This is a genomic window from Shewanella indica (assembly GCF_002836975.1).
Taxonomy (GTDB): domain Bacteria; phylum Pseudomonadota; class Gammaproteobacteria; order Enterobacterales; family Shewanellaceae; genus Shewanella; species Shewanella indica.
In genome coordinates, this window is record NZ_NIJK01000008.1 from 1 (window position 1) to 24393 (window position 24393).

A 24393-nucleotide genomic window follows, 5' to 3' on the forward strand; every position below is an offset into this window, starting at 1 on the left:
CCGTCCACAGTTCTACTTCCGTACAACTGACGTGACCGGTACTATCGAACTGCCAGAAGGCGTAGAGATGGTAATGCCAGGTGACAACATCAAGATGACAGTAACTCTGATCTGCCCAATCGCGATGGACGAAGGTCTGCGCTTCGCAATCCGTGAAGGTGGCCGTACAGTTGGTGCTGGTGTTGTAGCTAAGATCATCGCTTAATTGCGGATCTCGGCTATCATAAAAAGGCGACCTTAGGGTCGCCTTTTTACTGGCCGTTTGTCAGTCGTTCAAAAATGGTTGGCAATGAGTGTTGAAGTCAGTATAATTTGCGCCACTTTTNTAAGATCATCGCTTAATTGCGGATCTCGGCTATCATAAAAAGGCGACCTTAGGGTCGCCTTTTTACTGGCCGTTTGTCAGTCGTTCAAAAATGGTTGGCAATGAGTGTTGAAGTCAGTATAATTTGCGCCACTTTTTGACAGCGTTAATGCTGTTGATAATTCCGACAGTAGGCTTGTAATCCGTAACTGGATGAGTATAATAGCCTCCTCGCTTAACTTGAGTAAGCGACAAAAGTTGATTTAGCCCTCGGGGCTAAACACAAATACAGCGACTCCGATTGGGAGTCGAACGGTTAAATCATCTCGCTCTGTCTTTCCAAGAAAGGAAATGGCTAGAGGGTGATTTTTTATGTGTCCATTTTAGGAGCTCTGGTCAATGCAGAACCAAAGAATCCGTATCCGCTTGAAAGGATTTGATCATCGTTTGATTGATCAGTCTACCGCGGAAATCGTTGAAACTGCTAAGCGTACTGGCGCCCAGGTACGTGGTCCTATCCCACTGCCTACGCGCAAAGAGCGTTATACCGTTTTGATCTCTCCGCACGTTAATAAAGATGCTCGTGACCAATACGAAATCCGTACTCACAAGCGTTTGGTTGACATCGTAGAGCCAACTGAGAAGACAGTCGACGCGCTGATGCGTCTGGATCTTGCGGCTGGTGTCGACGTACAGATTAGCTTGGGTTAATTGAGATCCTTAGAAGAGGTTTGAGAGATGGCTATCGGTCTTATTGGTCGTAAAGTGGGTATGACCCGCATCTTCACCGAAGATGGCGTGTCTATCCCTGTTACTGTAATTGAAGTAAATGCAAACCGCGTTACTCAGGTGAAAACTCTGGAAAACGACGGCTACCGTGCACTTCAAGTTACTACTGGTGCCAAAAAAGCCAACCGCATCACTAAGCCAGAAGCAGGTCACTTTGCCAAAGCGGGCGTTGACGCCGGCCGTGGTTTGTGGGAAATGCGTCTGGCAGACGGTGAAGGCGAAGGCATTGAAGTTGGTGCTGAGCTGAACGTAGATATCTTCGCTGACGTAGCGAAAGTAGATGTTACCGGTCAATCAAAAGGTAAAGGTTTCCAAGGCGGCGTTAAGCGCTGGAACTTCCGTACCCAGGATATGACTCACGGTAACTCATTGGCGCACCGTGCTAACGGTTCTATCGGTCAGAACCAGACGCCAGGTCGCGTATTCAAAGGCAAAAAAATGTCAGGCCACATGGGTGCTGAGCGTGTTACCACTCAAAATCTGGACGTAGTACGTGTAGATGCTGAGCGTAACCTGCTGCTGGTTAAAGGTGCTGTTCCAGGCGCTACCAATGGCGACCTGATCATCAAGCCTGCCGTTAAAGCCTAAGGTCTGAGGAGATAGTAATGGAATTGGTATTGAAAGACGCGCAAAGCGCTCTTGAAGTTTCCGAAACTACCTTCGGCCGTGACTTTAATGAAGCACTGGTTCATCAGGTAGTTGTAGCTTACGCTGCAAACGCGCGTCAGGGCACTCGTGCTCAGAAAACTCGCGCTGAAGTGACTGGCTCTGGCAAGAAGCCATGGCGCCAAAAAGGTACTGGCCGCGCTCGTGCGGGTGGTGTCAAGGGTCCAATCTGGCGTGGCGGTGGCGTAACTTTCGCTGCTAAAACCCAAGATCACAGCCAGAAAGTCAACAAGAAAATGTACCGCGGCGCTCTGAAGAGCATCCTGTCCGAGCTGGTACGTCAAGAACGTCTGATCGTTGTTGAAAAGTTTGCTGTTGAAGCTCCTAAAACTAAAGAGCTGAAGGCCAAGCTGAAAGACATGGGTCTGGAAGACGTATTGATTGTGACTTCCGAAGTTGACGAGAATCTGTTCTTGGCAGCTCGCAACCTGTACAAGGTTGATGTTCGTGATGTTGCTGGTATTGACCCAGTAAGCCTGATCGCGTTCGACAAAGTGCTGGTAACTGCTGATGCTGTTAAGCAAATCGAGGAGATGCTGGCATGATCCGCGAAGAACGTTTACTGAAAGTTATTCTGGCGCCTCACATCTCTGAAAAGAGCACTGTGGTTGCTGAGAAGAACAACACTGTAGTTTTCCGTGTAGCTATCGACGCCACTAAAGCTGAGATCAAAGCTGCAGTTGAAAAACTGTTTGAAGTTGAAGTTGATTCAGTTCGCACTCTGGTGAACAAAGGCAAAACCAAGCGTCACGGTGCCCGTGTTGGTCGTCGCAGCGATTGGAAAAAAGCCTATGTTACTCTGGCTGAGGGTGCTGACATCGATTTCGTCGGCGCTGAAGCGTAAGGAGATTACTCATGGCAGTTATTAAGTGTAAGCCAACCTCTCCAGGTCGTCGCCACGTCGTTAAAGTGGTTAACTCTGACCTGCACAAGGGTAAACCTTTTGCTGGCCTGTTGGCGAAAAAATCTAAGAGTGGTGGCCGTAACAACACTGGTCGTATCACTGTTCGTCACGTTGGTGGTGGTCATAAGCAACACTACCGTCTGATTGACTTCAAACGTGATAAAGATGGTATCCCAGCGAAGATTGAGCGTCTGGAATACGATCCAAACCGTACCGCGCACATTGCGCTGGTACTGTACGCAGACGGTGAGCGTCGCTACATCCTGGCTGCCAAAGGCATGCAGGCTGGTGACAAAATCGTTTCTGGCGTAGAAGCTGAAATCAAGACAGGTAACGCCCTGCCACTGCGTAACATCCCAGTTGGTAGCGTAGTTCACGCTGTTGAAATGAAACCTGGCAAAGGTGCTCAGATTGCACGTTCTGCCGGTGCTTATGTACAAGTTGTAGCTCGTGATGGCGCTTATGCCACTCTGCGTCTTCGCTCTGGCGAAATGCGCAAAGTGCCAGTTGATTGCCGCGCGACTCTGGGTGAAGTTGGTAACGCCGAGCACATGCTGCGTCAGCTGGGTAAAGCTGGTGCCAAGCGCTGGAGAGGCGTACGCCCAACAGTTCGTGGTGTTGCAATGAACCCAGTAGACCACCCACATGGTGGTGGTGAAGGCCGTACTTCTGGTGGTCGTCACCCAGTGACTCCATGGGGTGTGCCAACTAAGGGTTACAAGACCCGTAGTAACAAGCGCACTGACAAGTACATCGTACGTCGTCGTAATAAATAGTAAGAGGATTCGCCATGCCACGTTCTCTCAAGAAAGGTCCATTCATTGACCTGCACTTGCTGAAGAAGGTAGAGAAAGCGGTGGAAGCAGGTGACAAGAAGCCTATTAAGACTTGGTCACGTCGCTCAATGATCATTCCAAACATGATTGGTTTGACCATCGCTGTCCATAATGGTCGTCAGCACGTTCCTGTGTTCGTAACTGACGAAATGATCGGCCACAAACTTGGTGAATTCTCACCAACTCGCACTTATCGCGGCCATGCTGCTGATAAGAAAGCGAAGAAGCGCTAATACGGGAGGAATGAGATGGAAGTTTTAGCTAAACATCGTTTTGCCCGTACGTCGCCTCAAAAGGCTCGTCTGGTAGCTGATCAGATCCGCGGTTTGCCTGTTTCCAAGGCCCTCGAGATCCTGACCTTCAGCCCCAAGAAAGCCGCCGTACTGGTCAAAAAAGTACTGGATTCAGCCATTGCTAATGCTGAGCATAACGAAGGTGCTGACATTGATGAACTGAAAGTTGGAAAAGTCTTCGTTGATGAAGGTCCAACTATGAAGCGCATCATGCCACGTGCTAAAGGCCGCGCCGACCGTATCATGAAGCGTACCAGCCACATTACTGTGGTTGTATCAGATCGCTAGGAGAGAGCAATGGGACAGAAAGTACATCCTAATGGTATCCGTCTGGGTATCACTAAGCCTTGGATCTCTACCTGGTACGCTGATAAAGCAGACTACGCTGCTAATCTGCACGGCGACTGGGAAGTGCGTAAGTTTCTCGAAGAGAAGCTGAAAGCCGCATCAGTATCTAAGATCGTTATCGAACGCCCAGCGAAAAGCATCCGCGTTACCATTCACACTGCCCGTCCAGGTGTTGTGATCGGTAAGAAAGGTGAAGACGTTGAGGTTCTGCGTGCTGAAGTTGCCAAAATTACTGGCACTCCTGCGCAAATTAACATCGCTGAGATCCGTAAGCCTGAACTGGACGCCAAGCTGGTAGCTGATTCTATCGCTCAACAGCTGGAACGTCGTGTTATGTTCCGTCGCGCTATGAAGCGTGCGGTACAGAACGCTATGCGTCTGGGCGCTAAAGGTATCAAAGTTGAAGTTAGTGGCCGTTTAGGCGGCGCTGAGATTGCGCGCACCGAGTGGTATCGCGAAGGCCGTGTGCCTCTGCATACACTGCGTGCTGACATCGACTATTCAACCTCTGAAAGTCACACTCAATACGGTGTGATCGGCATTAAAGTTTGGGTCTTCAAAGGTGAAGTCCTGGACGGTATCGTGCCTCAGATCGAAGAGCCGAAGCAGCAACCTAAGCGCAAGCCTCGTGGTAAATAGGAGAGCCGGCAATGCTGCAACCTAAACGTATGAAGTTTCGCAAAATGTTCAAAGGCCGCAACCGCGGTCTGGCGAACGGTACTGAAGTTAGCTTCGGTACATTTGGTCTGAAAGCAGTTGGCCGCGGCCGTTTGACTGCCCGTCAGATCGAATCTGCACGTCGTGCCATGACACGTCACATTAAGCGTCAAGGTCAAATCTGGATTCGGGTTTTTCCTGACAAGCCAATTACCTCTAAGCCTCTTGAAGTGCGTATGGGTAAAGGTAAAGGTAACGTTGAATACTGGGTATGTCAGATTCAACCAGGCAAGGTACTCTATGAAATGAATGGCGTTTCAGAAGAGCTGGCTCGCGAAGCATTCGCACTGGCCGCTGCTAAACTGCCTATCAAGACTACCTTCGTAACTAAGACGGTGATGTAATGAAAGCGAGCGAACTGAGAGAAAAGAGCGTTGAGGAATTGAACGCTGAACTGCTTGGTCTGCTGCGTGAGCAGTTTAACCTGCGTATGCAACACGCCACTGGTCAGCTGGCACAAACTCACCAGCTGAAACAAGTGCGCCGTAACATTGCGCGCGTTAAGACCATTATTACTTCTAAGGCAGGTGCATAATGTCTGAGAAAATCCGTACTTTGCAGGGTAAAGTCATCAGCGACAAGATGGACAAGTCCATCACTGTAGCTGTTGAGCGTCAAGTTAAGCACCCAATCTACGGTAAGTACATTAAACGTACTACTAAGATCCATGCACATGACGAACAAAACCAGTGTAAAGAAGGTGATTTCGTGTCTATTCGCGAATGTCGCCCTCTGTCTAAGACCAAGTCTTGGACTCTGGTTGAAGTAGTAAGCAAGGCCTAATTTTTATTAGGTAAACTGGTAAACGGCTCCTTTTCGGGGCCGTTTGTTTTTTAATACTATCCATCCTCTATTTATGGTGTTATACTTGCGCGCCATTTTTGACCGATTTGAACGGCAAAAATGGTGTTTATTTAGCCCCATGGTGGGGATTGTGTAGTAACGATAGCGGAGCACTTAAAATGATCCAAATGCAATCGACTCTCGATGTCGCATGTAACAGCGGCGCGCGCAGAGTTCAGTGTATTAAGGTCTTGGGTGGCTCTCATCGTCGTTATGCCGGTATCGGCGACATCATCAAGGTTTCTGTTAAAGAAGCCATTCCTCGCGCTAAAGCGAAGAAAGGTGATGTGTATAACGCGGTGGTAGTCCGTACTAAGAAAGGCGTACGTCGTCCAGACGGTTCTGTCATTCGCTTCGATCGGAATGCAGCGGTATTGCTTAACGCAAACCTTGCCCCGATTGGTACTCGTATCTTTGGACCTGTGACACGTGAACTGCGTACTGAGCAATTCATGAAGATTGTGTCGCTGGCACCAGAAGTACTGTAAGGAGCTTCAAAATGGCAGCAAAAATCCGTCGTGAAGACGAAGTAATTGTACTGGCCGGTAAGGATAAGGGTAAGCGCGGTAAGGTTACTCGTGTACTTACTACCGGTAAGTTAATTGTTGAAGGCATCAATCTCGTTAAGAAACACCAGAAGCCTAACCCTCAACTGGGTGTGACTGGTGGTATCGTTGAGAAAGAAGCACCGATTCAAGCATCTAATGTTGCGATCTTTAACCCTGTCACTGGCAAGGCGGATCGTGTTGGTTTCCGATTCGAAGACGGTAAAAAAGTCCGTTTCTTCAAATCGAACAGTGAACTCGTTAAGTAACTGGAGTAAACGATGGCGAAACTGCATGATAGATACAAAGAGACTGTTGTTGCTGAACTAACTAAAAAGTTCGGTTATACCAGTGTCATGCAAGTCCCTCGGATTGAGAAAATCACCCTGAATATGGGTGTTGGCGAAGCCGTAGCTGACAAGAAAATCATGGAAAATGCTGTCCGTGATATGACTGCTATTGCTGGCCAAAAACCAGTTGTGACTGTAGCTCGTAAGTCAGTTGCTGGTTTTAAAATCCGTGAAGGCTACCCTATTGGCTGTAAAGTAACCCTGCGCGGTGAGCGCATGTGGGAATTCTTTGAGCGTTTGGTTGACATCGCAATCCCTCGTATCCGTGACTTCCGTGGTCTGAGCGCTAAGTCGTTCGACGGCCGTGGTAACTACGCGATGGGCGTGCGCGAGCAGATCATCTTCCCAGAAATCGACTACGATAAAGTCGATAAGATTCGTGGTATGGATATTGTTATCACTACCTCTGCGAATACTGACGAAGAAGGTCGCGCTTTGCTTGATGCTTTCAACTTCCCATTCAAGAAATAAGGGGTAGCGAAATGGCAAAATTGTCAATGAAGGCACGTGAAGCAAAACGTGCAAAGCTCGTGGCCAAGTATGCTGAAAAGCGTGCAGCTCTTAAGGCTATCATCAGCAGCCCAGAGTCTTCTGACGAAGCTCGTTGGGATGCGGTTCTTAAGCTGCAAGCTCTACCACGTGATTCAAGCGCATCGCGTCAACGCAATCGCTGTAATCAAACTGGCCGCCCTCATGGTTTCCTGCGCAAATTCGGCCTGAGCCGTATCAAGCTGCGTGAAGCAACCATGCGTGGTGAAGTTCCTGGTCTGCGTAAGGCCAGCTGGTAAGCACTTGTCACGGAGTAAGCTAATATGAGCATGCAAGATCCTATTGCGGATATGTTGACCCGTATTCGTAACGGCCAAGCTGCTAACAAAGTATCTGTGAAGATGCCTTCTGCCAAACTGAAAGTTGCTATCGCAAAGCTGCTGAAAGATGAAGGTTACATCACTGACTACGCCGTAGCAGAAGAAGGCGCTAAGCCTGAACTGGAAATCACTCTGAAGTATTTCCAGGGCCAACCTGTTGTTGAGACTATCCAGCGCGTAAGCCGTCCTGGTCTTCGTATTTACAAAGGTAAAGACGAGCTGCCAAAGGTTATGGGCGGACTGGGTGTCGCAATTGTGTCCACTTCTAAAGGCCTGATGACTGATCGTGCCGCCCGCCTTGCAGGCATGGGTGGTGAGGTTATCTGCTACGTAGCGTAAGGAGCTAGGAATGTCTCGTGTAGCAAAAGCACCAGTATCTATTCCAGCCGGCGTAGAGGTGACTTTAAACGACCAAACTATTACCGTTAAAGGCGGTAAAGGTAGTCTGACTCGAGTAATCAACAGCGCAGTTAACGTTGTTGTTGAAGGTGCAGAAATCAAGTTCTCTCCTGTTGAAGGCGTTGTTAACGCTTGGGCACAGGCAGGTACTGCTCGCGCACTGATCAACAACATGGTTGTTGGTGTTTCTCAGGGTTTCGAAAAGAAGCTGAAGCTGGTTGGTGTGGGTTACCGTGCCAAAGTTAGCGGCAGCGCTCTGGACCTGACCTTGGGTTTCTCTCACCCTCTGGTTCATCAATTGCCAGAAGGCGTTACAGCTGAATGCCCAAGCCAAACAGACATCGTACTGAAAAGTATCGATAAAGAGCTGGTTGGTCAGGTTGCGGCTGAAATTCGTGGCTATCGTCCACCAGAGCCTTATAAGGGCAAGGGTGTTCGCTATGATGACGAACAAGTACGCCGTAAAGAGGCTAAGAAGAAGTAGGTAACGCGATATGGATAAGAAAACATCTCGCTTGCGCCGCGCCACTCGCGCTCGCAAGAAGATCCAAGAGCTGGGCGTCAACCGTCTGGTTGTACATCGTACACCGCGTCACATTTACGCTCAGGTAATCAACCCTGAAGCTCAGGTGCTGGCTGTTGCCTCTACTGCTGAGAAAGCAGTAAAGGAACAACTGAAGTACACCGGTAACGTAGATGCGGCCAAGGCAGTAGGTAAAGCTATTGCTGAGCGCGCGATCGAAAAAGGCGTAACTGTTGTTGCTTTCGATCGTTCTGGGTTCAAGTATCACGGTCGTGTTGCTGCTCTGGCAGAAGCCGCTCGTGAAGCTGGCCTCCAGTTCTAAGGGGTAAAACAATGGCTAAATTAGAAGCTCAGCAAAAAGACGATCTGCAAGAAAAGCTGATTGCAGTTAATCGTGTTTCTAAAGTAGTTAAAGGTGGTCGTATCTTTAGCTTCACCGCTCTGACTGTAGTGGGTGATGGTAACGGTAAGATCGGCTACGGCTATGGTAAAGCGCGTGAAGTTCCAGCTGCTATTCAAAAAGCAATGGAAAAAGCCCGTCGCAACATGGTTACTGTAAACCTGAACGAAGGCACTCTGCACCATCCGGTGAAGGGTCGTCACTCTGGTTCACGTGTTTACATGCAACCTGCTTCAGAGGGTACCGGTATTATCGCCGGTGGCGCAATGCGTGCCGTATTGGAAGTAGCAGGCGTTCACAACGTACTGTCGAAAGCATACGGTTCTACTAACCCGATCAACATCGTTCGTGCAACTGTTGACGCACTGGTACATATGAAGTCACCAGCGCAGATCGCAGCCAAACGTGGCCTGAATGTTGACGAAATTCGGGGGTAATGCACCATGGCTACTAAAACTATCAAAGTAACCCAGACCAAAAGTGCTATCGGGCGTCTGCCTAAGCACAAGGCCACTCTGACTGGTCTTGGTCTGCGTCGTATTGGTCACACCGTAGAGCTGGAAGATACTCCTGCTGTTCGCGGTATGATCAATAAGGTCTACTACATGGTAAAGGTGGAGGACTAATCAATGCGTCTGAATACTTTATCTCCAGCTGCAGGCGCTAAGTCTGCACCTAAGCGTGTAGGCCGTGGTATTGGTTCTGGCTTGGGTAAGACCGCTGGTCGCGGTCACAAGGGTCAAAAATCTCGTAGCGGTGGCGGTGTACGTCCTGGCTTCGAGGGTGGTCAAATGCCACTTAAGATCCGTCTGCCTAAGTTTGGCTTTACCTCGCGTATCGCTATGGTAACTGCTGAAGTTCGCTTGAGCGAACTGGCAAAAGTTAATGGTGACGTTATCGACCTGAACGCACTGAAAGATGCGAACGTAATAACTCGCAACATCCAGTTTGCGAAAATCGTTCTTTCAGGTACCATTGAGCGCCCAGTGACCGTAAAAGGTCTGAAGGTAACCAAAGGTGCACGTGCAGCTATCGAAGCTGCCGGCGGTAAGATCGAGGAATAATACGTCGATGGCAAAACCAGGACTTGATTTAAAAAGCGCGAAAGGTGGACTTTCCGAATTGAAAGCTCGCCTCCTGTTCGTGATTGGCGCAATTATCGTGTTTCGTGCCGGTTCATTTGTGCCAATTCCTGGTATTGACGCTGCTGTATTGGCAGAGCTGTTTGCTCAGCAAAAGGGAACCATCCTGGGCATGTTTAACATGTTCTCGGGTGGCGCCCTTGAGCGCGCCTCTATTTTTGCATTGGGGATCATGCCGTACATTTCGGCTTCGATCATCATGCAGTTGCTGACTGTTGTGCATCCTGCACTCGCTGAACTGAAAAAGGAAGGTGAGTCAGGACGTAAAAAAATCAGTCAGTACACAAGATGGGGTACGCTGGTGCTGGGTACATTCCAGTCGATCGGTATTGCAACAGGGTTGCCAAATTTGGTGACCGGCCTGGTGGTCGATCCCGGTTTCGGATTCTATTTTGTTGCAGTCGTCAGTTTAGTCACAGGAACCATGTTCCTGATGTGGCTTGGCGAGCAAATTACCGAGCGCGGTATAGGTAACGGTATCTCGATCCTGATTTTCGCAGGTATCGTAGCCGGTCTGCCTTCTGCTATCGGTCAAACGGCCGAGCAAGCGCGTCAAGGCGACTTGAACGTATTAGTATTGTTGTTGATTGCGGTGATCGTGTTTGCCGTAACCTATTTCGTGGTATTTGTGGAGCGTGGTCAGCGTCGTATCGTCGTTAACTATGCCAAGCGTCAGCAGGGCCGTAAGGTGTTTGCTGCGCAGTCAACTCACTTGCCGCTGAAGGTTAATATGGCCGGCGTAATTCCGCCAATCTTTGCGTCCAGCATTATTCTGTTCCCAGGCACACTGGCTCAGTGGTTTGGTCAGAATCCGTCTATGGAATGGCTGACTGAGGTTTCCCTCGCAGTTTCTCCTGGACAGCCGCTGTACTCTCTGTTGTATGCAGCAGCAATTATTTTCTTCTGTTTCTTCTATACTGCGTTGGTGTTTAACCCTCGTGAGACAGCAGATAACCTGAAGAAGAGTGGTGCGTTCATTCCCGGGATCCGTCCCGGCGAACAGACTTCGCGTTACATTGATAAAGTGATGACCCGTTTGACTCTGGCAGGCGCGTTGTATATTACCTTTATCTGTTTAATTCCGGAGTTCATGTTAATCGCATGGAAAGTACAGTTCTATTTTGGCGGTACTTCACTACTGATTATGGTAGTTGTGATCATGGACTTCATGGCTCAGGTTCAGACCCATATGATGTCTCATCAATATGAGTCTGTGATGAAGAAAGCTAATCTGGTGAACAAAGCGAATCTCGATCGCTTTGGTCGATAAGATAGCTTTACGGAGTGATGAAATGAAAGTTCGAGCTTCCGTGAAGAAGATCTGCCGTAACTGCAAGATCGTCAAGCGTAGTGGCGTTGTACGCGTTATCTGTGTTGAACCAAAACACAAACAGCGTCAAGGCTAAAAAATCTTGGCCAGCTCTTAACTGGGCTGGCCAAAAATATTGTTTGCAAACTAGTCATCTGTCGAGTATCCTTTCGGGCTTTTCACAGATGGCCTTTAACTTAAGGAGTGCATAGTGGCCCGTATCGCTGGCATTAACATTCCTGATCAAAAGCACACAGTCATTGCACTGACTGCTATCTACGGTATCGGTCGTACTCGCGCTAAAGCTATCTGCGCGGCTACTTCCATCGCCGAAGACGCTAAGATCAAGGAATTGAGCGAAGCTCAAATCGATACTCTACGCGAAGAAGTTGCCAAATACTCAGTAGAAGGTGACTTACGCCGCGAGGTTTCAATGAACATCAAGCGTCTTATGGACCTTGGTTGTTATCGTGGCCTCCGCCATCGCCGTAGCCTGCCTCTCCGTGGGCAACGTACTAAGACCAATGCGCGTACTCGCAAAGGTCCACGTAAACCAATCAAGAAGTAACGGGAAGGTAGACAATGGCTAAAGTTCCGTCACGTTCTCCGCGTAAGCGCGTACGTAAACAGGTTGCTGATGGCATGGCTCATATCCATGCGTCTTTCAACAATACAATTGTTACTATCACAGATCGTCAAGGTAACGCTCTGTCATGGGCGACTGCAGGTGGTTCAGGTTTCCGTGGTTCACGTAAATCTACTCCATTTGCTGCGCAGGTGGCAGCTGAGCGCGCAGGTACTGCCGCTCAGGATTATGGTGTTAAAAACCTTGAAGTTTTCGTGAAGGGTCCAGGTCCAGGTCGTGAGTCAGCCATTCGTGCGCTGAACGCTGTTGGTTACAAAATTACCAACATCACTGATGTGACGCCGATCCCTCATAACGGTTGTCGTCCTCCTAAAAAACGCCGCGTGTAATTGGCAGTTTCGTTAGGATAGTTGGAGAAAGATCATGGCAAGATACTTGGGTCCCAAGCTCAAGCTCAGCCGCCGGGAAGGTACTGACCTTTTCCTGAAAAGCGGTGTGAGAGCAATCGATTCGAAGTGTAAGCTGGAAGCTGCACCTGGACAGCATGGCGCTCGTAAGCCACGTTTGTCTGATTACGGCTTGCAGTTACGCGAGAAACAAAAAGTTCGTCGTATTTACGGTGTACTGGAAAAGCAGTTCCGTAACTACTACAAAGAGGCTGCACGTCTGAAAGGCAACACAGGTGAAAACCTGCTGCAACTTTTGGAAACCCGTCTGGATAACGTAGTTTATCGTATGGGCTTCGGTGCGACTCGTGCAGAAGCACGTCAGCTGGTTAGCCATAAGTCAATTATGGTCAACGGTCGTGTTGTTAACATTCCGTCATTCAAAGTGTCTGCGAATGATGTTGTAAGCATTCGCGAGAAGTCACAGAAGCAAGCCCGTATCAAGGCTGCTCTGGAAGTGGCTGCTCAACGCGAGAAGCCTACATGGGTTGAAGTCGACAGCGCAAAAATGGAAGGTGCTTTCAAGCGTCTGCCAGAACGTAGCGATTTGTCTGCGGAAATTAACGAACAGCTGATCGTCGAGCTTTACTCTAAGTAAGGCTAACAAACAAGAGAGGACACAATGCAGGGTTCTGTTACAGAATTTCTTAAACCGCGTCTCGTTGATATCGAGCAGGTTAACCCAACTCGTGCCAAGGTGACTCTGGAGCCACTCGAGCGTGGTTTTGGTCATACTTTGGGTAACGCGTTGCGTCGCATCCTATTGTCGTCTATGCCCGGCTGCGCGGTTACCGAAGTCGAGATCGACGGCGTACTGCATGAATACAGCAGTAAGGAAGGCGTACAAGAAGATATCCTTGAAATATTGCTGAACCTGAAAGGGCTGGCAGTTATGATCGAGGGTAAAGACGAGGCTATGCTCACTCTGAGCAAGTCCGGCGCAGGCCCTGTTACCGCAGCCGACATCACCCACGACGGCGATGTCACAATCGTGAACCCGGATCATGTTATCTGTCACCTGACCGGTAACAATGACATCAGTATGCGTATCCGCGTTGAGCGTGGTCGTGGTTATGTACCGGCTTCTGCCCGTGCACAAACCGAAGACGATGATCGCCCAATCGGTCGTCTGCTGGTCGATGCTTCATTCTCGCCAGTTGCTCGCATTGCTTATAATGTTGAGGCGGCTCGTGTGGAACAGCGTACTGACTTGGACAAGCTGATCATCGATATGACCACTAATGGTACTATCGATCCTGAAGAAGCTATCCGTCGTTCTGCGACCATCTTGGCTGAACAGCTGGATGCCTTCGTTGAATTACGTGATGTGACTGAGCCAGAGCAGAAAGAAGAGAAACCGGAGTTCGATCCGATTCTGTTGCGTCCTGTCGACGATTTAGAGCTAACTGTACGTTCGGCTAACTGTTTGAAAGCCGAAGCGATTCATTACATCGGAGATCTGGTACAACGCACTGAAGTTGAGCTGCTCAAAACGCCTAACCTGGGTAAGAAATCTCTTACCGAGATCAAGGATGTGTTGGCATCTCGCGGACTGTCGCTAGGTATGCGTCTGGAAAACTGGCCACCGGCTAGTTTGGCAGACGACCTGTAAGTCCCAGGTTTTGTACAGATTTAGGTTATAAGGATTAGGTCATGCGCCATCGTAAGAGTGGTCGTCAACTTAACCGCAACAGCAGTCACCGCCAAGCCATGTTCCGTAACATGGCAAGTTCACTGGTTCGTCATGAAATCATCAAGACAACCGTAGTGAAGGCCAAAGAACTGCGTCGCGTAGTTGAGCCTCTGATAACACTTGCTAAAAGTGACAGCGTAGCAAACCGTCGTCTGGCGTTTGCTCGTACTCGCGACCAAGAAGTCGTAGGTAAACTGTTTAACGAACTGGGTCCACGCTATCAGGAACGTCCTGGTGGTTACACCCGTATCCTGAAGTGCGGTCTGCGTGCCGGTGATAAAGCCCCTATGGCTTACATCGAGCTGGTTGGTCGCCCAGAAGCCGCTGAAGCTGTAGAAGTTGAAGCTGCTGCTGAGTAATCTCAGGTAAGTTCTGAAAAAGCCCCGCTTGTTAGCGGGGCTTTTTATTTTGTTCGTCGCCTAAGGTCAATCTACGAGTTCAGCCTGCTGTTTGACCCTTTCCGGCAGTTTCAGTTGCCATTTTGTTAAACCACTTTCACTGAACAGATAAGCACCGCTGGTATCCATCTTTGGGAATATAGTTGCCGGTTTTATGCCCGCCAGGATCTGTTTGGCTATGGTTCCTGCTATGCAGCCATGCTTGTAACCATCCAGAATGTAGCCTCCGATATTGCCTTCAGAGCCGACACTGAAATGCCAAAAACCAAAATGAGGCACAGTGGCGTTGTCGTGGGTCCAACGTGCTACCTGTAGCTCATCTACTATCTGTTGCTTATCGTCTTGTAGCGTTTGATACAGGGCCACAAACACGGCGTCATAGCCACGTTCTCGGGCACTCGAAACAGACGACTGCCAACTGCTGAACTTATGATGTTGTTCTATATCGATTTGGTTGTTGCCTATCATCAAATTTTGGTTGAGCTTTTTGATGGAAGCGACCGCTGTGTCCGAGGTATAACCCGAGTCAAATAACAGTAAGAATTTATGTGGTGGTGGAGTGGGTAACATAGCCTGTGCCATCAATAGGGAACGTTTGAACAGAGGACGCTCCAACACACCGGTAATGTTAGCTGTATGTTTGATCCTATAATCACGAGGATTGCCATTGATCCCTAAATAAACTACCGGGGTTTGGGTTTGGCTGAAGCGTTCGTGTAGCAGCATCAAGGCATTGTCATCGGCGAGAAAGACCAAATCGGGTTTAAGTTCCAGGTATCTTTGCCAGGCTTTATCGGCCTGGATTTGAAACTGTTCTTTGGGGAGTCGCTTGGTATCGAGAGCGAAAGTCTCAAATTGGTGTTCATTGCCAAGGATGGACATTATCCCGGCTTTATAGCTTTGGTCCCAGGGATATTCGGCATGATAGGACTCAATCAGCAAGAGATTGGCGGCACCGATTGGCAGTGACAGCAGTAAACCCAGAAATACCAATGCGCGCATGCCAAGTCCCTCTATTCTGCCTGTAGCATTTTAGCGTGGCATAAATTTCTGACTCTGCAAGTAATAAAAAAGCCTCCGAAGAGGCTTTTTTATCTATGGGCGTTTACTTGGCGCCGCCTACCTGTTGCGTGTTGTACTCAAGCTTTTCATGGGTCTGGCCCATGGCTTCGGCAACTTCAGGTGGCATATAGTTTTCATCGTGCTTTGCCAGCACTTCAGAGGCTTCCAATTTGCCAGATTCAACCAGTACACCCTGGGCTACAATCCCCTGTCCCTCACGGAACAGATCCGGCAACAGGTCATCATAAGTCACTATGATTTCACCGCCGGCGGCATCATGCACGGCAAATTCAACATGCAGACTTTCAGGATCACGTACCATGGAACCTACAGTAACCATGCCCCCCACGCGGATCCGCTGGCCCACTTCCGGCTTGATGCCTGTGTCCTTTTTACCATTGACTATCTCGGTGGGAGTATAGAAGAGGTTAAGGTTAGAGTTGAGGGCATATAACAGCAAAGAAGCCACGGCTGCAACACCTGCAATCAAGGCCACTGCCAATACCAGTCTTTTTTTGCGTCTTGGGTTCACGATCTGTTACTCCGGTTTTGAGCGAGGCGTTCCTCACGTTGCACTTTGGATGCTATTTCCTGCAGTACCCGACGCTTCTTCATCGAACTAACCAGGATAAGCAGGCTAAGGGACACGAAAGTGACACCGTAGGCCAACCACACATAGAAGGCATAGCCGCCCATGTTGAAAAACTCTGCTAAAGATTGAAACTGCATTATTTGACTCCTTCGGCCTTGGCCAGTTCCCTAACCCAGGGGCGCATTCCATTACGGGCCAGAATTTCGGCACGGAAACGCACCAGAGTGATGGCACCTATCATCAGACCAAACCCAAATATGTTGATCAATAAAGGGTAGAGCATGTCGGTGGACATGGTCGACTTTTCGGTGATTCGGATAGTGGATGGCTGGTGCAGTGAGTTCCACCATTCAACCGAATACTTAATGATAGGGATATTGATCACCCCTACTATGGCCAGAATGCCGGCGGCTCTGGCTGCCAGCACCTTATCTTCGAATGAGGCATAGAGGGAGATAACCCCTAAATATAGGAACAACAGCACAAGTTCAGAGGTCAGGCGTGCATCCCAAACCCACCAAGTGCCCCACATGGGTTTACCCCAAGTGGCACCAGTAAACAGAGCGATAAAGGTCACTACAGCGCCAATTGGTGCGATAGAGGCGGCTGCCCAATCGGCCAGCTTAATCTGCCACACCAGGCCAATGAAGGCCGCGGTTGCCATGCCCATGTAAGCAGCCATTGACATGGATGCAGCCGGTACGTGGATAAAGATAATACGGTAGCTGTCACCCTGTTGGTAATCAGTGGGAGCAAATGCCAAGCCCCACACGGTTCCGGTTGCGATAAGTGCCAGGGCAAGCAGTGCAAACCAAGGCAGTAGTTTTCCTGACAGTTGATACGCCCTTTGAGGGTCGGCGTAGGGATGTAACCATTTCCACATTTCAGTTAGTACTCACTCGCAATGAGGCACCAATAGCAAAAGGTGCCAAGACTAAAGAACCGACCAGCATAGCGCCTAAAATCGCTAGCTGACCATCATAGGGTTGTTTGGATGCTGCAAAGTCGATCGCGCCGGTCGCAAAGATCAACACTGGTATATACAGTGGCAGGATCAACAAACTCAACAGCACGCCGCCTTTGCGTAAGCCCACTGTCAGGGCTACACCTATGGCGCCAAGCAGACTCAACACAGGTGTCCCCAGCATCAAGGTGGCTATCAGAGCACCATAACTGTTGTCGTCCAGATGCAGCAGCACAGCCAACAGCGGTGCGATTATAATTAAAGGTACGCCAGTCAGTAACCAGTGAGCAAACACTTTGGCCAGTACCAACAGCGCCAGTGGCTGCGGGCTAAGCAACATCTGCTCCAGACTTCCGTCACTGAAGTCTGCCTTGAACAAACGTTCCAGTGACAACATGGCTGCCAGCAAGGCCGCAACCCAGATAATCCCGGGAGCAATCCGGGTCAACACCTGCGGCTCAGGACCTATACCCAGCGGAAACAGGGTAACCACTATGATAAAAAACAGCAGTGGGTTAAAAATATCACCACGATGACGCACGGCAATCTGTAGATCCCGTTTCAGCAGGGTGAAAAATGCCTTGGTAAAACTAATGCCTCTGTTCATCTCTGCTAAGCCTTATACGAAGCGATAATCCAAGCGGATTTTCCGCAACCTTTCATCTGTAATGATGCCCATATCCTGGTGGGTCGTCAGAATGACACAGCCACCGGCGTCGGCATGGCGAATATAGAGTTGTTCCAATTCAGCGACCCCTTTCTTATCGATCGCGGTAAAGGGCTCATCCAGAATCCAGATTTTACAGGCGGTATGCCAGAGCCTGGCGAGTGCGGTTCGTCTGTGTTGGCCCGCAGACAGGTGGCCTGCAAGCGCTTCTTCAAAACCGGTCAGGTTGACTTTGGCAAGGATTTTCCGAGCATCAAAGTCATCATACCCACTGATTCTTAAATTGAAGTTAAGGTTTTCCTCGGCGGTTAATTCGCTTTTCACGCCCGCGAGATGGCCCAGATAAAGCAGGTTTTCATTGAACTCATCGCGGCAACGAGTAATAGCTTCTCCCTGGAACAGGACTTCCCCTCCGTATGGGCGTGACAGGCCAGCGAGGATCCGCAGTAGGCTGGTTTTACCGGCACCGTTGGGACCTTCAATCTGGACAATATCGCCAGGATGGATATCGAAGCTGAGTTCATCGAATAGTATTCGCTCTTCTCGAATACAAGTGAGGCTGCTTGCCGACAGCAGTGATGTAGGTTTTGGTTCTGCCACTGAGCCCTCTATAACAAGCGATAAGGAAACACAAGAGATACTAACACATGCTCTGGCTGGGGTTTACCACTGGTTTGCATTAAGTTTCAGCAATTTGATGTGCTTCCAATAAAAGTGAATTTTTTGGAACTTTTTTATCTGTTACTAATATATTAATGAATTCGCGACCTTTGTCCTTTTTTACGGAACAAGCTGCGATTTTAATCACAAAAAGGTGAGATTTATTGAAGTTTGTTGTACTCTTAGCGAGCTAAAATGAGTCTGCCTGCTTAAATCAAGGGCAGCGTTGAGCTTTGTAAGTATTTGCATTAGGAACATTGAACATGAAAAAACTGTTAGCAATGACCGCAGTAGCTGCATTGACTATGTCTGCGAACGTGTCAGCCCAAGAAGGTGAGGCCGTTTACAATAAAGCCTGCCAAGTCTGCCATAGCATGGGTGTTGCCGGTGCACCTAAAGCACACGATGCTGCTGCTTGGGAGCCTCGCCTGGCCAAAGGTATCGACACCCTGCTTAACAGCGTTAAGTCTGGTTTGAACGCTATGCCTCCTGGTGGCATGTGTACAGATTGTACTGATGAAGATTACAAGAACGCTATTGGATTCATGTCCAAGTAATCAGGTATCATCATAAAAAAACCGGCATCAGCCGGTTTTTTTATGTCTATTTGTCAAGGTTAGGATTACTGAACTTCGGTATCCAGCACCAGTTCACCGCTGGCACCGACTTTGATGCTGGCCAGCTTACCTTGCAGGTCGCCTGGTTGAGGTTTTACGCTGCCGTGCTTGGACAATACTGCAATCACTTCAACATCGGTAGCATCGCTGAGTTTAACGTTACCACCCATATTGGTGGAATCATCCAGAGTCACAGTCACAGGTAATGACTTGGCACTCACCTTGGTGGCAGCCAGTGGGACTTTAGGGCCTTCGGTTGCTCTGGCAAAGATGAACAACATATCTGTATTGCTGACTTTGGCCGCCAGTTCAGGGGCGATAGAGACATTCAGTGTCACTGTCTTTGCTGTTGCTGTCTTTAAGCCCTTGTGAGCCTCATCATTTGGCATAGTGGCACCACCTTCTGCCTGCAGGCGCATCTTGGCGCTGTCGATGGCATTGATCAGTGCGGCGCGATCCACGTCGGCTCTATCACTGTCAAGAATGGTTTGCCAAGCGCCGATTGCCTTGTTGTAATCCGCGGTAAAGAAAGCATCCATACCAACCAGCAGTAGAGTGGAAGGGTCTTGTGGATCCAGTTTCAGCGCTTGATCAATCAGTGACTGAACCACAGGGATCATCTGCTGACCGGCCTTATAATAGAGGGCGGTAGCTTTGGGGCCAAGCAATTCGGCGTGAACTCCCACCAGTTCGATCACCTTATCAAAGGCTGCTACTGCCTGATCATATTGTCCGGCAGAGATGTAGGCGTGACCCAGACTGAACCAAGCTTGGCTGTTTTCCGGCTCCTGCTGCACTGCAGATTCCATCATTTGCACCCGTTGCATCATGATCTGTTCAGTACTCATACCTGCATGGGGGTTTTCAGGTTGAGGTGAATCGATATTCTGATAGGCGCCTAACTGTTGATAGGAGTAACCGGCCACGACCAGTAATACGGCAGACATCAGACTTGGCCACAGTAGCCCTTTAGGCTTGGCTTGTGTATCGAGCGAATCATCCGCTCCTTGCTTGATGTCCTGCAACAAGCTGACTTCCAGCTCCTTTTTCAGGGATTCAAATTCGTCTTGGTCCAGCAGTTCTTCCTGGCGTTCTTTTTCCAGAATAGCTAGACGTTCGTTAAACAGTTCCAGGTTGGTCTGTTTACGGACACCGGACTCTTCAGCCTTGAGTAGCTTCTGCTGCCGGAAATGAGGGAGCCAGATCAGCCCCAGGCTGACTAACACAACAATCGCAATAAAAATCCAAAAAGTGGTCATTATGTTTATTTCACGTTGGTTTGTGACAAAGCGGGGTTACCGCACGGCCTGATTGCAAGATTATACGGAAAGATGATTCATTGAACAGTAATATAAGTCCCCCACCAAAGTTAATGGTCATAGTTGGGCACTGGTTCACAGTTCCAAATTTCAGCAAAAAATTCAATGAAACTTCTCTATTTAACGCCTGTCACAGCTTGGAGTCTTGCCGTTTTTCCATGGTCAATATTGGTCGCTCGGAGAATGAGAGCCGCGACCCATAATTGGTGGAAAGTGGCAGACAGGAACAAAAGCAAATACTAAAATGAACAAAAATTCGTAATATATACCTGTTAACCCTTGCGGCTTTTAAGCCGCAATTAAGTTAATAAAGTAATGGTGTGTGCCCGTAGTTGTGCGTCTGTCTAGAATAGAAGCTTGGCAGACATTGACCTGGAAACTGAGGAAAACCCATGATCCCAGAACTTGGACATTTCTCATTGATCATAGGGATGGCGTTCGCAGTACTGCTGATGACAGTCCCCCTGATCGGTGTTGCCCGCAAAGACCAATACCTAGTGCGCTATGCCTGGCCACTAAGTTACGGTATGTTTTTTTTCATCTTTTTATCGGTAATTGCGTTGGGTTATAGCTTCGCAATCGATGACTTCTCAGTAGCCTATGTGGCTCATCATTCCAACTCTCAATTGCCTATCTTCTTTAAGATTGCAGCAGTCTGGGGCGGACATGAAGGCTCATTGTTGTTCTGGGTCTTCTCACTTTCGGTGTGGACCGCAGCTGTAGCTTTCTTCAGCAAGGGGTTGGAAGAGGTGTTTACCGCTCGGGTATTGGCCGTGTTGGCGATGATCACCATAGGCTTTACCCTGTTTATGCTGCTCACTTCCAGCCCATTCGAACGTTTGTTCCCGATCCCGGCAGAAGGGCGTGACCTTAACCCTATGTTGCAGGATGTGGGTTTGATCTTCCACCCACCCATGCTTTATCTGGGGTATGTGGGCTTTTCAGTCAGCTTCGCCTTCGCTATCGCCGCATTGATGAGCGGTCGACTCGATTCTGCTTGGGCTCGTTGGAGTCGTCCTTGGACTCTGGCTGCCTGGATCTTCCTCACTGGTGGTATCGCATTGGGCTCCTGGTGGGCATATTACGAGTTAGGTTGGGGCGGTTGGTGGTTCTGGGATCCGGTTGAAAACGCGTCCTTTATGCCATGGCTTGTTGGTACAGCTCTGGTTCACTCCTTGATAGTGACAGAGAAGCGCGGTGCCTTCCGTAACTGGACAGTGCTTCTGTCTATCTTTGCCTTCTCTTTGAGCTTACTGGGTACATTTATTGTTCGTTCTGGCGTGCTGACCTCAGTGCACTCCTTTGCGGCAGACCCAGGCCGGGGTATGTTCATTCTGTTGCTGCTCGGTTTGGCTATCGGTGGTTCGCTGACCCTGTTTGCCTTCCGTGCCAGTGAAATGAGCAGCCCAGCTCGCTTCGATTTGAAATCCAAAGAAACCATGCTGCTGGTTTGTAACGTATTGCTGACTGTGGCTGCAGGTACTGTATTGCTCGGTACTCTTTATCCACTGCTGATCGATGCGTTGGGCATGGGTAAGATTTCTGTTGGCCCACCATACTTTAATGCAGTGTTTGTTCCTATCGTGCTGGTGCTGTTCGGCTTTATGGGGATTGGTCCCATCATTCGCTGGAAAAAATCCAAACAAGGAGAGCTCAAACGTCAGTTATTGGTACCTGCGATTATCTCGGCTGTGCTGGGTGTAATCGCGCCATTTATCGCCGGTGGTGAGTTCAACATCTGGGTGGCACTGGGTATAGGTGCGGCAGTCTGGATTGTGCTGGCGACTCTGCGTGCCGGTTACAACGTGATTAAAGCTAAAGACGGTAGTGTCAGCCTGGCGCGTATGGGCCGCAGTGAACTGGGGATGATCATTGCTCACTTAGGTATTGCTGTCTCAGTAGTTGGTGCCACCATGGTGTCTAACTACTCTATTGAGAAGAGCGTGCGTATGGGGCCTGGTACCAGTCATGAACTGGCCGGTTACACCTTCAACTATCTGGAAACCCGTAACGTTGTTGGCCCCAATTACACGGCACAGCAAGGACAGGTTGAAGTACTTAAAGATGGTGAAAAGATTGCATTGTTGCAGCCGGATCGTCGTCAATACAATGTTCGCACCATGGATATGACCGAAGCCGGTATCGACTGGGGCCTGTTCCGGGATCTCTATGTCACTATGGGCGACCCTATTAGCCGTACTGAATTTGCAGTGCGACTGAACTACAAACCTTTTGTTCGTTGGTTGTGGTTTGGCAGCATCTTTATGATGGTTGGTGGTTTCTTTGCTGCTTCAGACAAGCGATACCGTGCCAAGGCGCGTGCTGAAGAAGCGGCCGCAGCCAAGAAAGCCAAACTGGCAACAGCCTGAAACAGGTAAGAAGAAGATGAAGAAGCTAATACTTTTTATTCCACTGATATTGTTTCTTTTGATGGGGATCTTCCTTTATAAGGGACTGTTCTTGAATCCGCAGCAGTTGGATTCCGCTTTGGAAGGCAAGCCAGTGCCTGCCTTCCAATTGGAAAAACTGGAAACGCCGGGAGAGATGATCACCAACGAAGATCTCAAAGGTAAGGTATCCATGCTGAACGTATGGGCAACTTGGTGTCCATCCTGTAAGTATGAACATCCTTACCTGATGCAACTGGCACGTCAGAATTTGATACCTATCCATGGCATTAATTATCGTGACGAGCGTGCACTGGCAATGAGAGAACTCTCTCGTCAAGGCGACCCTTACACGCTGAATATCTATGACAAAGATGGTCGTCTTGGTCTGGATCTCGGAGTATACGGTGCGCCGGAAAGTTTCATCGTGGATCATAACGGCATTATTCGTTATCGCTATGCTGGGCCGGTAGATATGCGGGTTTGGAAAGAAACCCTGTATCCCATGATCCAACAGTTGCAGGCCGAGGCCGCTAAGGATAAAGCGTCATGAGAAAGTTGCTGCTAAAAACCTTTGCTGTTGTAGCACTCCTGATTGGCTATGCCGCTCAGGTGGCGGCAACGCCGGTGGACACTTTCGAGTTCAGCTCTCCTGATAAGCAGAAGCGAGCGTTGTCGTTGGCTCATGAGCTGCGTTGCCCTCAGTGTCAGAACCAAAATCTGATCGATTCCAACTCACCGGTTGCCCGCGATCTACGTCTTGAAGTGTACAAGATGGTGGAAGAGGGCAAAGCCGATGATGAAATCGTCCAGTTCATGACCAGTCGCTATGGTGAGTTTGTCCTCTATAAGCCGAGACTTGAAACCAAGACCTACGTTCTGTGGCTTGGGCCTGTGGCACTGCTGTTGTTTGGTGGTTTGATTGGCTTTATCTTCATCCGTAAACAACGTACTTCCGGTGGTAAAGAGCTTGAACTGTCTGCCGAAGAACAACGCCAGTTGGATGAGTTATTGAAGCGAGACAAGTAATGAATAAACTCGGATACTCATTACTTTTGCTGGCGTCCCTGTCACTGGGGGCGCAGGCTTATCCTGGTATGCAGCCAAAGGATCACAATCAGATCCAATCCAGTGTCGACAAGATCAATGTGCTCCCCCACAGCTTTCCTCTGGAAGTAGTTTCCTTCCAGGATAAGGCCGGTAGCCAATTGGATTTCAGTCAACACAAAGGAAAAGTGGTGCTGGTCAATATCTGGGCCACTTGGTGTCCTCCGTGTGTTAGGGAGTTACCGGCACTGGAACGACTTGAAGATCAGTTCAGTGATAAAGAGTTCGCCCTGCTACCGATTTCCATCGATCAGGGGGGGCAGGAGCAAGTTGCCAGTTTTCTGCAATCCCAGGGGATGGCAAACTTCCGCAGTTACTACGATCCACAGATGCAGTTGGGGCAGATATTCCCACTCGATACTATCCCGGCGACCTTTATTCTAAATGGTAAAGGGGAGCTGATTGCCTTTGTTCGTAGCTTTGTCGACTGGGATGACCCAAAAGCGATAGCCTTACTCAAAGGCTTTATTGAGCAGGAAAATGTCACTAAGTCGGCTGCAAACTAGCTAAATCTGGTTGTAAAACAGCCATGATGACTGAAAAAGATCGTTTTTGCCTAAAAGTTCGGCAAGCGATCTTTTTTCTTTTAAAAAGCCCTTGCACAAAAGTTCAGGCTCCCTATAATGCGCTCCCACTGACACGGCACAGCGGCAACGCG

Annotated in this window: 41 protein-coding genes; 34 read left to right on the plus strand and 7 right to left on the minus strand. The window is 49.1% G+C overall.

Going from position 1 to position 24393, the window contains the following annotated elements:
- The 29 genes from CX650_RS02145 to rplQ all read left to right on the plus strand — a co-directional run.
- Positions 1 to 205, plus strand: a 205-nt coding sequence (locus tag CX650_RS02145) for an EF-Tu C-terminal domain-related protein (protein WP_478011202.1), incomplete at its 5' end; no start/stop codon positions are given.
- 498 nt (positions 206 to 703) lie between these two features.
- Entirely contained in the window at positions 704 to 1015 is a 312-nt protein-coding gene (rpsJ, locus tag CX650_RS02150; RefSeq protein WP_011635639.1) for a 30S ribosomal protein S10, read from the plus strand.
- Positions 1016 to 1042: 27 nt separating this feature from the next.
- Positions 1043 to 1681 (plus strand): 50S ribosomal protein L3, encoded by a 639-nt coding sequence (gene rplC, locus CX650_RS02155; protein WP_025889970.1) that lies wholly within the window; start codon positions 1043 to 1045, stop codon positions 1679 to 1681.
- 17 nt (positions 1682 to 1698) lie between these two features.
- The gene (rplD, locus tag CX650_RS02160) at positions 1699 to 2304 is read left to right on the plus strand and encodes a 50S ribosomal protein L4 (RefSeq protein ID WP_025011959.1); all 606 of its coding nucleotides are present in this window, start codon (positions 1699 to 1701) and stop codon (positions 2302 to 2304) included.
- Complete coding sequence (gene rplW / locus CX650_RS02165) at positions 2301 to 2603, plus strand: 50S ribosomal protein L23 (RefSeq protein ID WP_039036038.1); 303 nt, start codon at positions 2301 to 2303, stop codon at positions 2601 to 2603. The genes rplD and rplW overlap by 4 nt, the downstream gene beginning before the upstream one ends.
- Positions 2604 to 2614: 11 nt before the next feature.
- Positions 2615 to 3439 (plus strand): 50S ribosomal protein L2, encoded by an 825-nt coding sequence (gene rplB / locus CX650_RS02170; RefSeq protein ID WP_101057424.1) that lies wholly within the window; start codon positions 2615 to 2617, stop codon positions 3437 to 3439.
- A gap of 14 nt (positions 3440 to 3453) precedes the next feature.
- Positions 3454 to 3732, plus strand: coding sequence for a 30S ribosomal protein S19 (gene rpsS / locus CX650_RS02175; protein ID WP_025011962.1), 279 nt, complete (start codon positions 3454 to 3456; stop codon positions 3730 to 3732).
- Between the two features lie 15 nt (positions 3733 to 3747).
- The gene (gene rplV, locus CX650_RS02180) at positions 3748 to 4080 is read left to right on the plus strand and encodes a 50S ribosomal protein L22 (RefSeq protein WP_039036040.1); all 333 of its coding nucleotides are present in this window, start codon (positions 3748 to 3750) and stop codon (positions 4078 to 4080) included.
- Positions 4081 to 4089: 9 nt separating this feature from the next.
- On the plus strand, positions 4090 to 4779 hold the full coding sequence (rpsC, locus tag CX650_RS02185; RefSeq protein WP_101057426.1) for a 30S ribosomal protein S3: 690 nt from the start codon (positions 4090 to 4092) through the stop codon (positions 4777 to 4779).
- 11 nt (positions 4780 to 4790) lie between these two features.
- Positions 4791 to 5201, plus strand: coding sequence for a 50S ribosomal protein L16 (rplP, locus tag CX650_RS02190; protein ID WP_039036042.1), 411 nt, complete (start codon positions 4791 to 4793; stop codon positions 5199 to 5201).
- Positions 5201 to 5392, plus strand: coding sequence for a 50S ribosomal protein L29 (gene rpmC / locus CX650_RS02195; protein WP_011758342.1), 192 nt, complete (start codon positions 5201 to 5203; stop codon positions 5390 to 5392). Before rplP ends, rpmC begins: the two co-directional genes overlap by 1 nt.
- A complete protein-coding gene (rpsQ, locus tag CX650_RS02200; protein WP_025011966.1) occupies positions 5392 to 5640 on the plus strand; it encodes a 30S ribosomal protein S17 in 249 nt (82 codons plus the stop codon). The genes rpmC and rpsQ overlap by 1 nt, the downstream gene beginning before the upstream one ends.
- Positions 5641 to 5819: 179 nt before the next feature.
- Positions 5820 to 6188, plus strand: coding sequence for a 50S ribosomal protein L14 (rplN, locus tag CX650_RS02205; protein WP_011494644.1), 369 nt, complete (start codon positions 5820 to 5822; stop codon positions 6186 to 6188).
- An 11-nt stretch (positions 6189 to 6199) separates the two neighbouring features.
- Positions 6200 to 6514, plus strand: coding sequence for a 50S ribosomal protein L24 (gene rplX / locus CX650_RS02210; RefSeq protein ID WP_025011967.1), 315 nt, complete (start codon positions 6200 to 6202; stop codon positions 6512 to 6514).
- Between the two features lie 12 nt (positions 6515 to 6526).
- On the plus strand, positions 6527 to 7066 hold the full coding sequence (gene rplE, locus CX650_RS02215) for a 50S ribosomal protein L5 (protein ID WP_025011968.1): 540 nt from the start codon (positions 6527 to 6529) through the stop codon (positions 7064 to 7066).
- Positions 7067 to 7077: 11 nt separating this feature from the next.
- Entirely contained in the window at positions 7078 to 7383 is a 306-nt protein-coding gene (gene rpsN / locus CX650_RS02220; protein WP_025011969.1) for a 30S ribosomal protein S14, read from the plus strand.
- Between the two features lie 24 nt (positions 7384 to 7407).
- Positions 7408 to 7803, plus strand: a complete 396-nt coding sequence (gene rpsH, locus CX650_RS02225; RefSeq protein ID WP_025011970.1) for a 30S ribosomal protein S8 — start codon at positions 7408 to 7410, stop codon at positions 7801 to 7803.
- A 10-nt stretch (positions 7804 to 7813) separates the two neighbouring features.
- Entirely contained in the window at positions 7814 to 8347 is a 534-nt protein-coding gene (rplF, locus tag CX650_RS02230) for a 50S ribosomal protein L6 (RefSeq protein WP_039036044.1), read from the plus strand.
- 10 nt (positions 8348 to 8357) lie between these two features.
- Positions 8358 to 8708, plus strand: coding sequence for a 50S ribosomal protein L18 (gene rplR, locus CX650_RS02235; protein ID WP_025889969.1), 351 nt, complete (start codon positions 8358 to 8360; stop codon positions 8706 to 8708).
- Positions 8709 to 8719: 11 nt separating this feature from the next.
- The gene (gene rpsE / locus CX650_RS02240) at positions 8720 to 9223 is read left to right on the plus strand and encodes a 30S ribosomal protein S5 (RefSeq protein WP_025011973.1); all 504 of its coding nucleotides are present in this window, start codon (positions 8720 to 8722) and stop codon (positions 9221 to 9223) included.
- Between the two features lie 6 nt (positions 9224 to 9229).
- The gene (gene rpmD / locus CX650_RS02245) at positions 9230 to 9412 is read left to right on the plus strand and encodes a 50S ribosomal protein L30 (protein WP_025011974.1); all 183 of its coding nucleotides are present in this window, start codon (positions 9230 to 9232) and stop codon (positions 9410 to 9412) included.
- 3 nt (positions 9413 to 9415) lie between these two features.
- Complete coding sequence (rplO, locus tag CX650_RS02250) at positions 9416 to 9850, plus strand: 50S ribosomal protein L15 (RefSeq protein WP_039036045.1); 435 nt, start codon at positions 9416 to 9418, stop codon at positions 9848 to 9850.
- Between the two features lie 7 nt (positions 9851 to 9857).
- The gene (secY, locus tag CX650_RS02255) at positions 9858 to 11198 is read left to right on the plus strand and encodes a preprotein translocase subunit SecY (RefSeq protein WP_039036046.1); all 1341 of its coding nucleotides are present in this window, start codon (positions 9858 to 9860) and stop codon (positions 11196 to 11198) included.
- A 22-nt stretch (positions 11199 to 11220) separates the two neighbouring features.
- Positions 11221 to 11334: a 50S ribosomal protein L36 gene (rpmJ, locus tag CX650_RS02260; protein WP_006083579.1), complete on the plus strand. Its 114-nt coding sequence runs from the start codon at positions 11221 to 11223 to the stop codon at positions 11332 to 11334.
- Positions 11335 to 11448: 114 nt separating this feature from the next.
- A complete protein-coding gene (rpsM, locus tag CX650_RS02265) occupies positions 11449 to 11805 on the plus strand; it encodes a 30S ribosomal protein S13 (RefSeq protein WP_039036047.1) in 357 nt (118 codons plus the stop codon).
- Positions 11806 to 11819: 14 nt separating this feature from the next.
- The gene (rpsK, locus tag CX650_RS02270) at positions 11820 to 12212 is read left to right on the plus strand and encodes a 30S ribosomal protein S11 (RefSeq protein ID WP_025011978.1); all 393 of its coding nucleotides are present in this window, start codon (positions 11820 to 11822) and stop codon (positions 12210 to 12212) included.
- A gap of 34 nt (positions 12213 to 12246) precedes the next feature.
- Positions 12247 to 12867 (plus strand): 30S ribosomal protein S4, encoded by a 621-nt coding sequence (gene rpsD / locus CX650_RS02275; protein ID WP_025011979.1) that lies wholly within the window; start codon positions 12247 to 12249, stop codon positions 12865 to 12867.
- Positions 12868 to 12891: 24 nt separating this feature from the next.
- Entirely contained in the window at positions 12892 to 13881 is a 990-nt protein-coding gene (locus CX650_RS02280; RefSeq protein WP_039036048.1) for a DNA-directed RNA polymerase subunit alpha, read from the plus strand.
- 41 nt (positions 13882 to 13922) lie between these two features.
- Positions 13923 to 14321, plus strand: a complete 399-nt coding sequence (gene rplQ, locus CX650_RS02285) for a 50S ribosomal protein L17 (RefSeq protein ID WP_028781249.1) — start codon at positions 13923 to 13925, stop codon at positions 14319 to 14321.
- 66 nt (positions 14322 to 14387) lie between these two features.
- Here rplQ and CX650_RS02290 read toward each other — a convergent pair whose 3' ends face one another.
- The 6 genes from CX650_RS02290 to ccmA all read right to left on the minus strand — a co-directional run bounded on the left by CX650_RS02290 (position 14388) and on the right by ccmA (position 18245).
- Entirely contained in the window at positions 14388 to 15362 is a 975-nt protein-coding gene (locus CX650_RS02290) for an ABC transporter substrate-binding protein (protein ID WP_101094915.1), read from the minus strand.
- A gap of 103 nt (positions 15363 to 15465) precedes the next feature.
- On the minus strand, positions 15466 to 15954 hold the full coding sequence (gene ccmE / locus CX650_RS02295) for a cytochrome c maturation protein CcmE (protein ID WP_039036050.1): 489 nt from the start codon (positions 15952 to 15954) through the stop codon (positions 15466 to 15468).
- Entirely contained in the window at positions 15951 to 16151 is a 201-nt protein-coding gene (ccmD, locus tag CX650_RS02300; protein WP_025011982.1) for a heme exporter protein CcmD, read from the minus strand. Before ccmD ends, ccmE begins: the two co-directional genes overlap by 4 nt.
- Entirely contained in the window at positions 16151 to 16897 is a 747-nt protein-coding gene (locus tag CX650_RS02305) for a heme ABC transporter permease (RefSeq protein WP_025011983.1), read from the minus strand. Before CX650_RS02305 ends, ccmD begins: the two co-directional genes overlap by 1 nt.
- A gap of 1 nt (position 16898) precedes the next feature.
- Positions 16899 to 17585: a heme exporter protein CcmB gene (gene ccmB, locus CX650_RS02310; RefSeq protein WP_025011984.1), complete on the minus strand. Its 687-nt coding sequence runs from the start codon at positions 17583 to 17585 to the stop codon at positions 16899 to 16901.
- A gap of 12 nt (positions 17586 to 17597) precedes the next feature.
- Complete coding sequence (gene ccmA, locus CX650_RS02315) at positions 17598 to 18245, minus strand: cytochrome c biogenesis heme-transporting ATPase CcmA (RefSeq protein WP_039036051.1); 648 nt, start codon at positions 18243 to 18245, stop codon at positions 17598 to 17600.
- A 323-nt stretch (positions 18246 to 18568) separates the two neighbouring features.
- Between ccmA and CX650_RS02320 the strand changes: the two genes are divergently transcribed.
- Entirely contained in the window at positions 18569 to 18862 is a 294-nt protein-coding gene (locus CX650_RS02320) for a c-type cytochrome (RefSeq protein ID WP_039036052.1), read from the plus strand.
- Between the two features lie 65 nt (positions 18863 to 18927).
- Here CX650_RS02320 and ccmI read toward each other — a convergent pair whose 3' ends face one another.
- Positions 18928 to 20181 (minus strand): c-type cytochrome biogenesis protein CcmI, encoded by a 1254-nt coding sequence (gene ccmI / locus CX650_RS02325; protein ID WP_071476054.1) that lies wholly within the window; start codon positions 20179 to 20181, stop codon positions 18928 to 18930.
- Positions 20182 to 20633: 452 nt separating this feature from the next.
- Between ccmI and CX650_RS02330 the strand changes: the two genes are divergently transcribed.
- From CX650_RS02330 to CX650_RS02345, 4 genes are read left to right on the plus strand one after another with little or no spacing between them, the layout of a single operon-like run.
- Positions 20634 to 22610 carry a heme lyase CcmF/NrfE family subunit gene (locus CX650_RS02330; protein ID WP_101094916.1) on the plus strand — a complete coding sequence of 659 codons (1977 nt, stop codon included), beginning with the start codon at positions 20634 to 20636 and terminating at the stop codon, positions 22608 to 22610.
- A 16-nt stretch (positions 22611 to 22626) separates the two neighbouring features.
- On the plus strand, positions 22627 to 23181 hold the full coding sequence (locus tag CX650_RS02335) for a DsbE family thiol:disulfide interchange protein (RefSeq protein ID WP_039036146.1): 555 nt from the start codon (positions 22627 to 22629) through the stop codon (positions 23179 to 23181).
- Positions 23178 to 23657 carry a heme lyase NrfEFG subunit NrfF gene (gene nrfF / locus CX650_RS02340; protein ID WP_039036145.1) on the plus strand — a complete coding sequence of 160 codons (480 nt, stop codon included), beginning with the start codon at positions 23178 to 23180 and terminating at the stop codon, positions 23655 to 23657. Before CX650_RS02335 ends, nrfF begins: the two co-directional genes overlap by 4 nt.
- Positions 23657 to 24241 carry a TlpA disulfide reductase family protein gene (locus tag CX650_RS02345; protein WP_101094917.1) on the plus strand — a complete coding sequence of 195 codons (585 nt, stop codon included), beginning with the start codon at positions 23657 to 23659 and terminating at the stop codon, positions 24239 to 24241. Before nrfF ends, CX650_RS02345 begins: the two co-directional genes overlap by 1 nt.
- Positions 24242 to 24393: the final 152 nt, after the last annotated feature.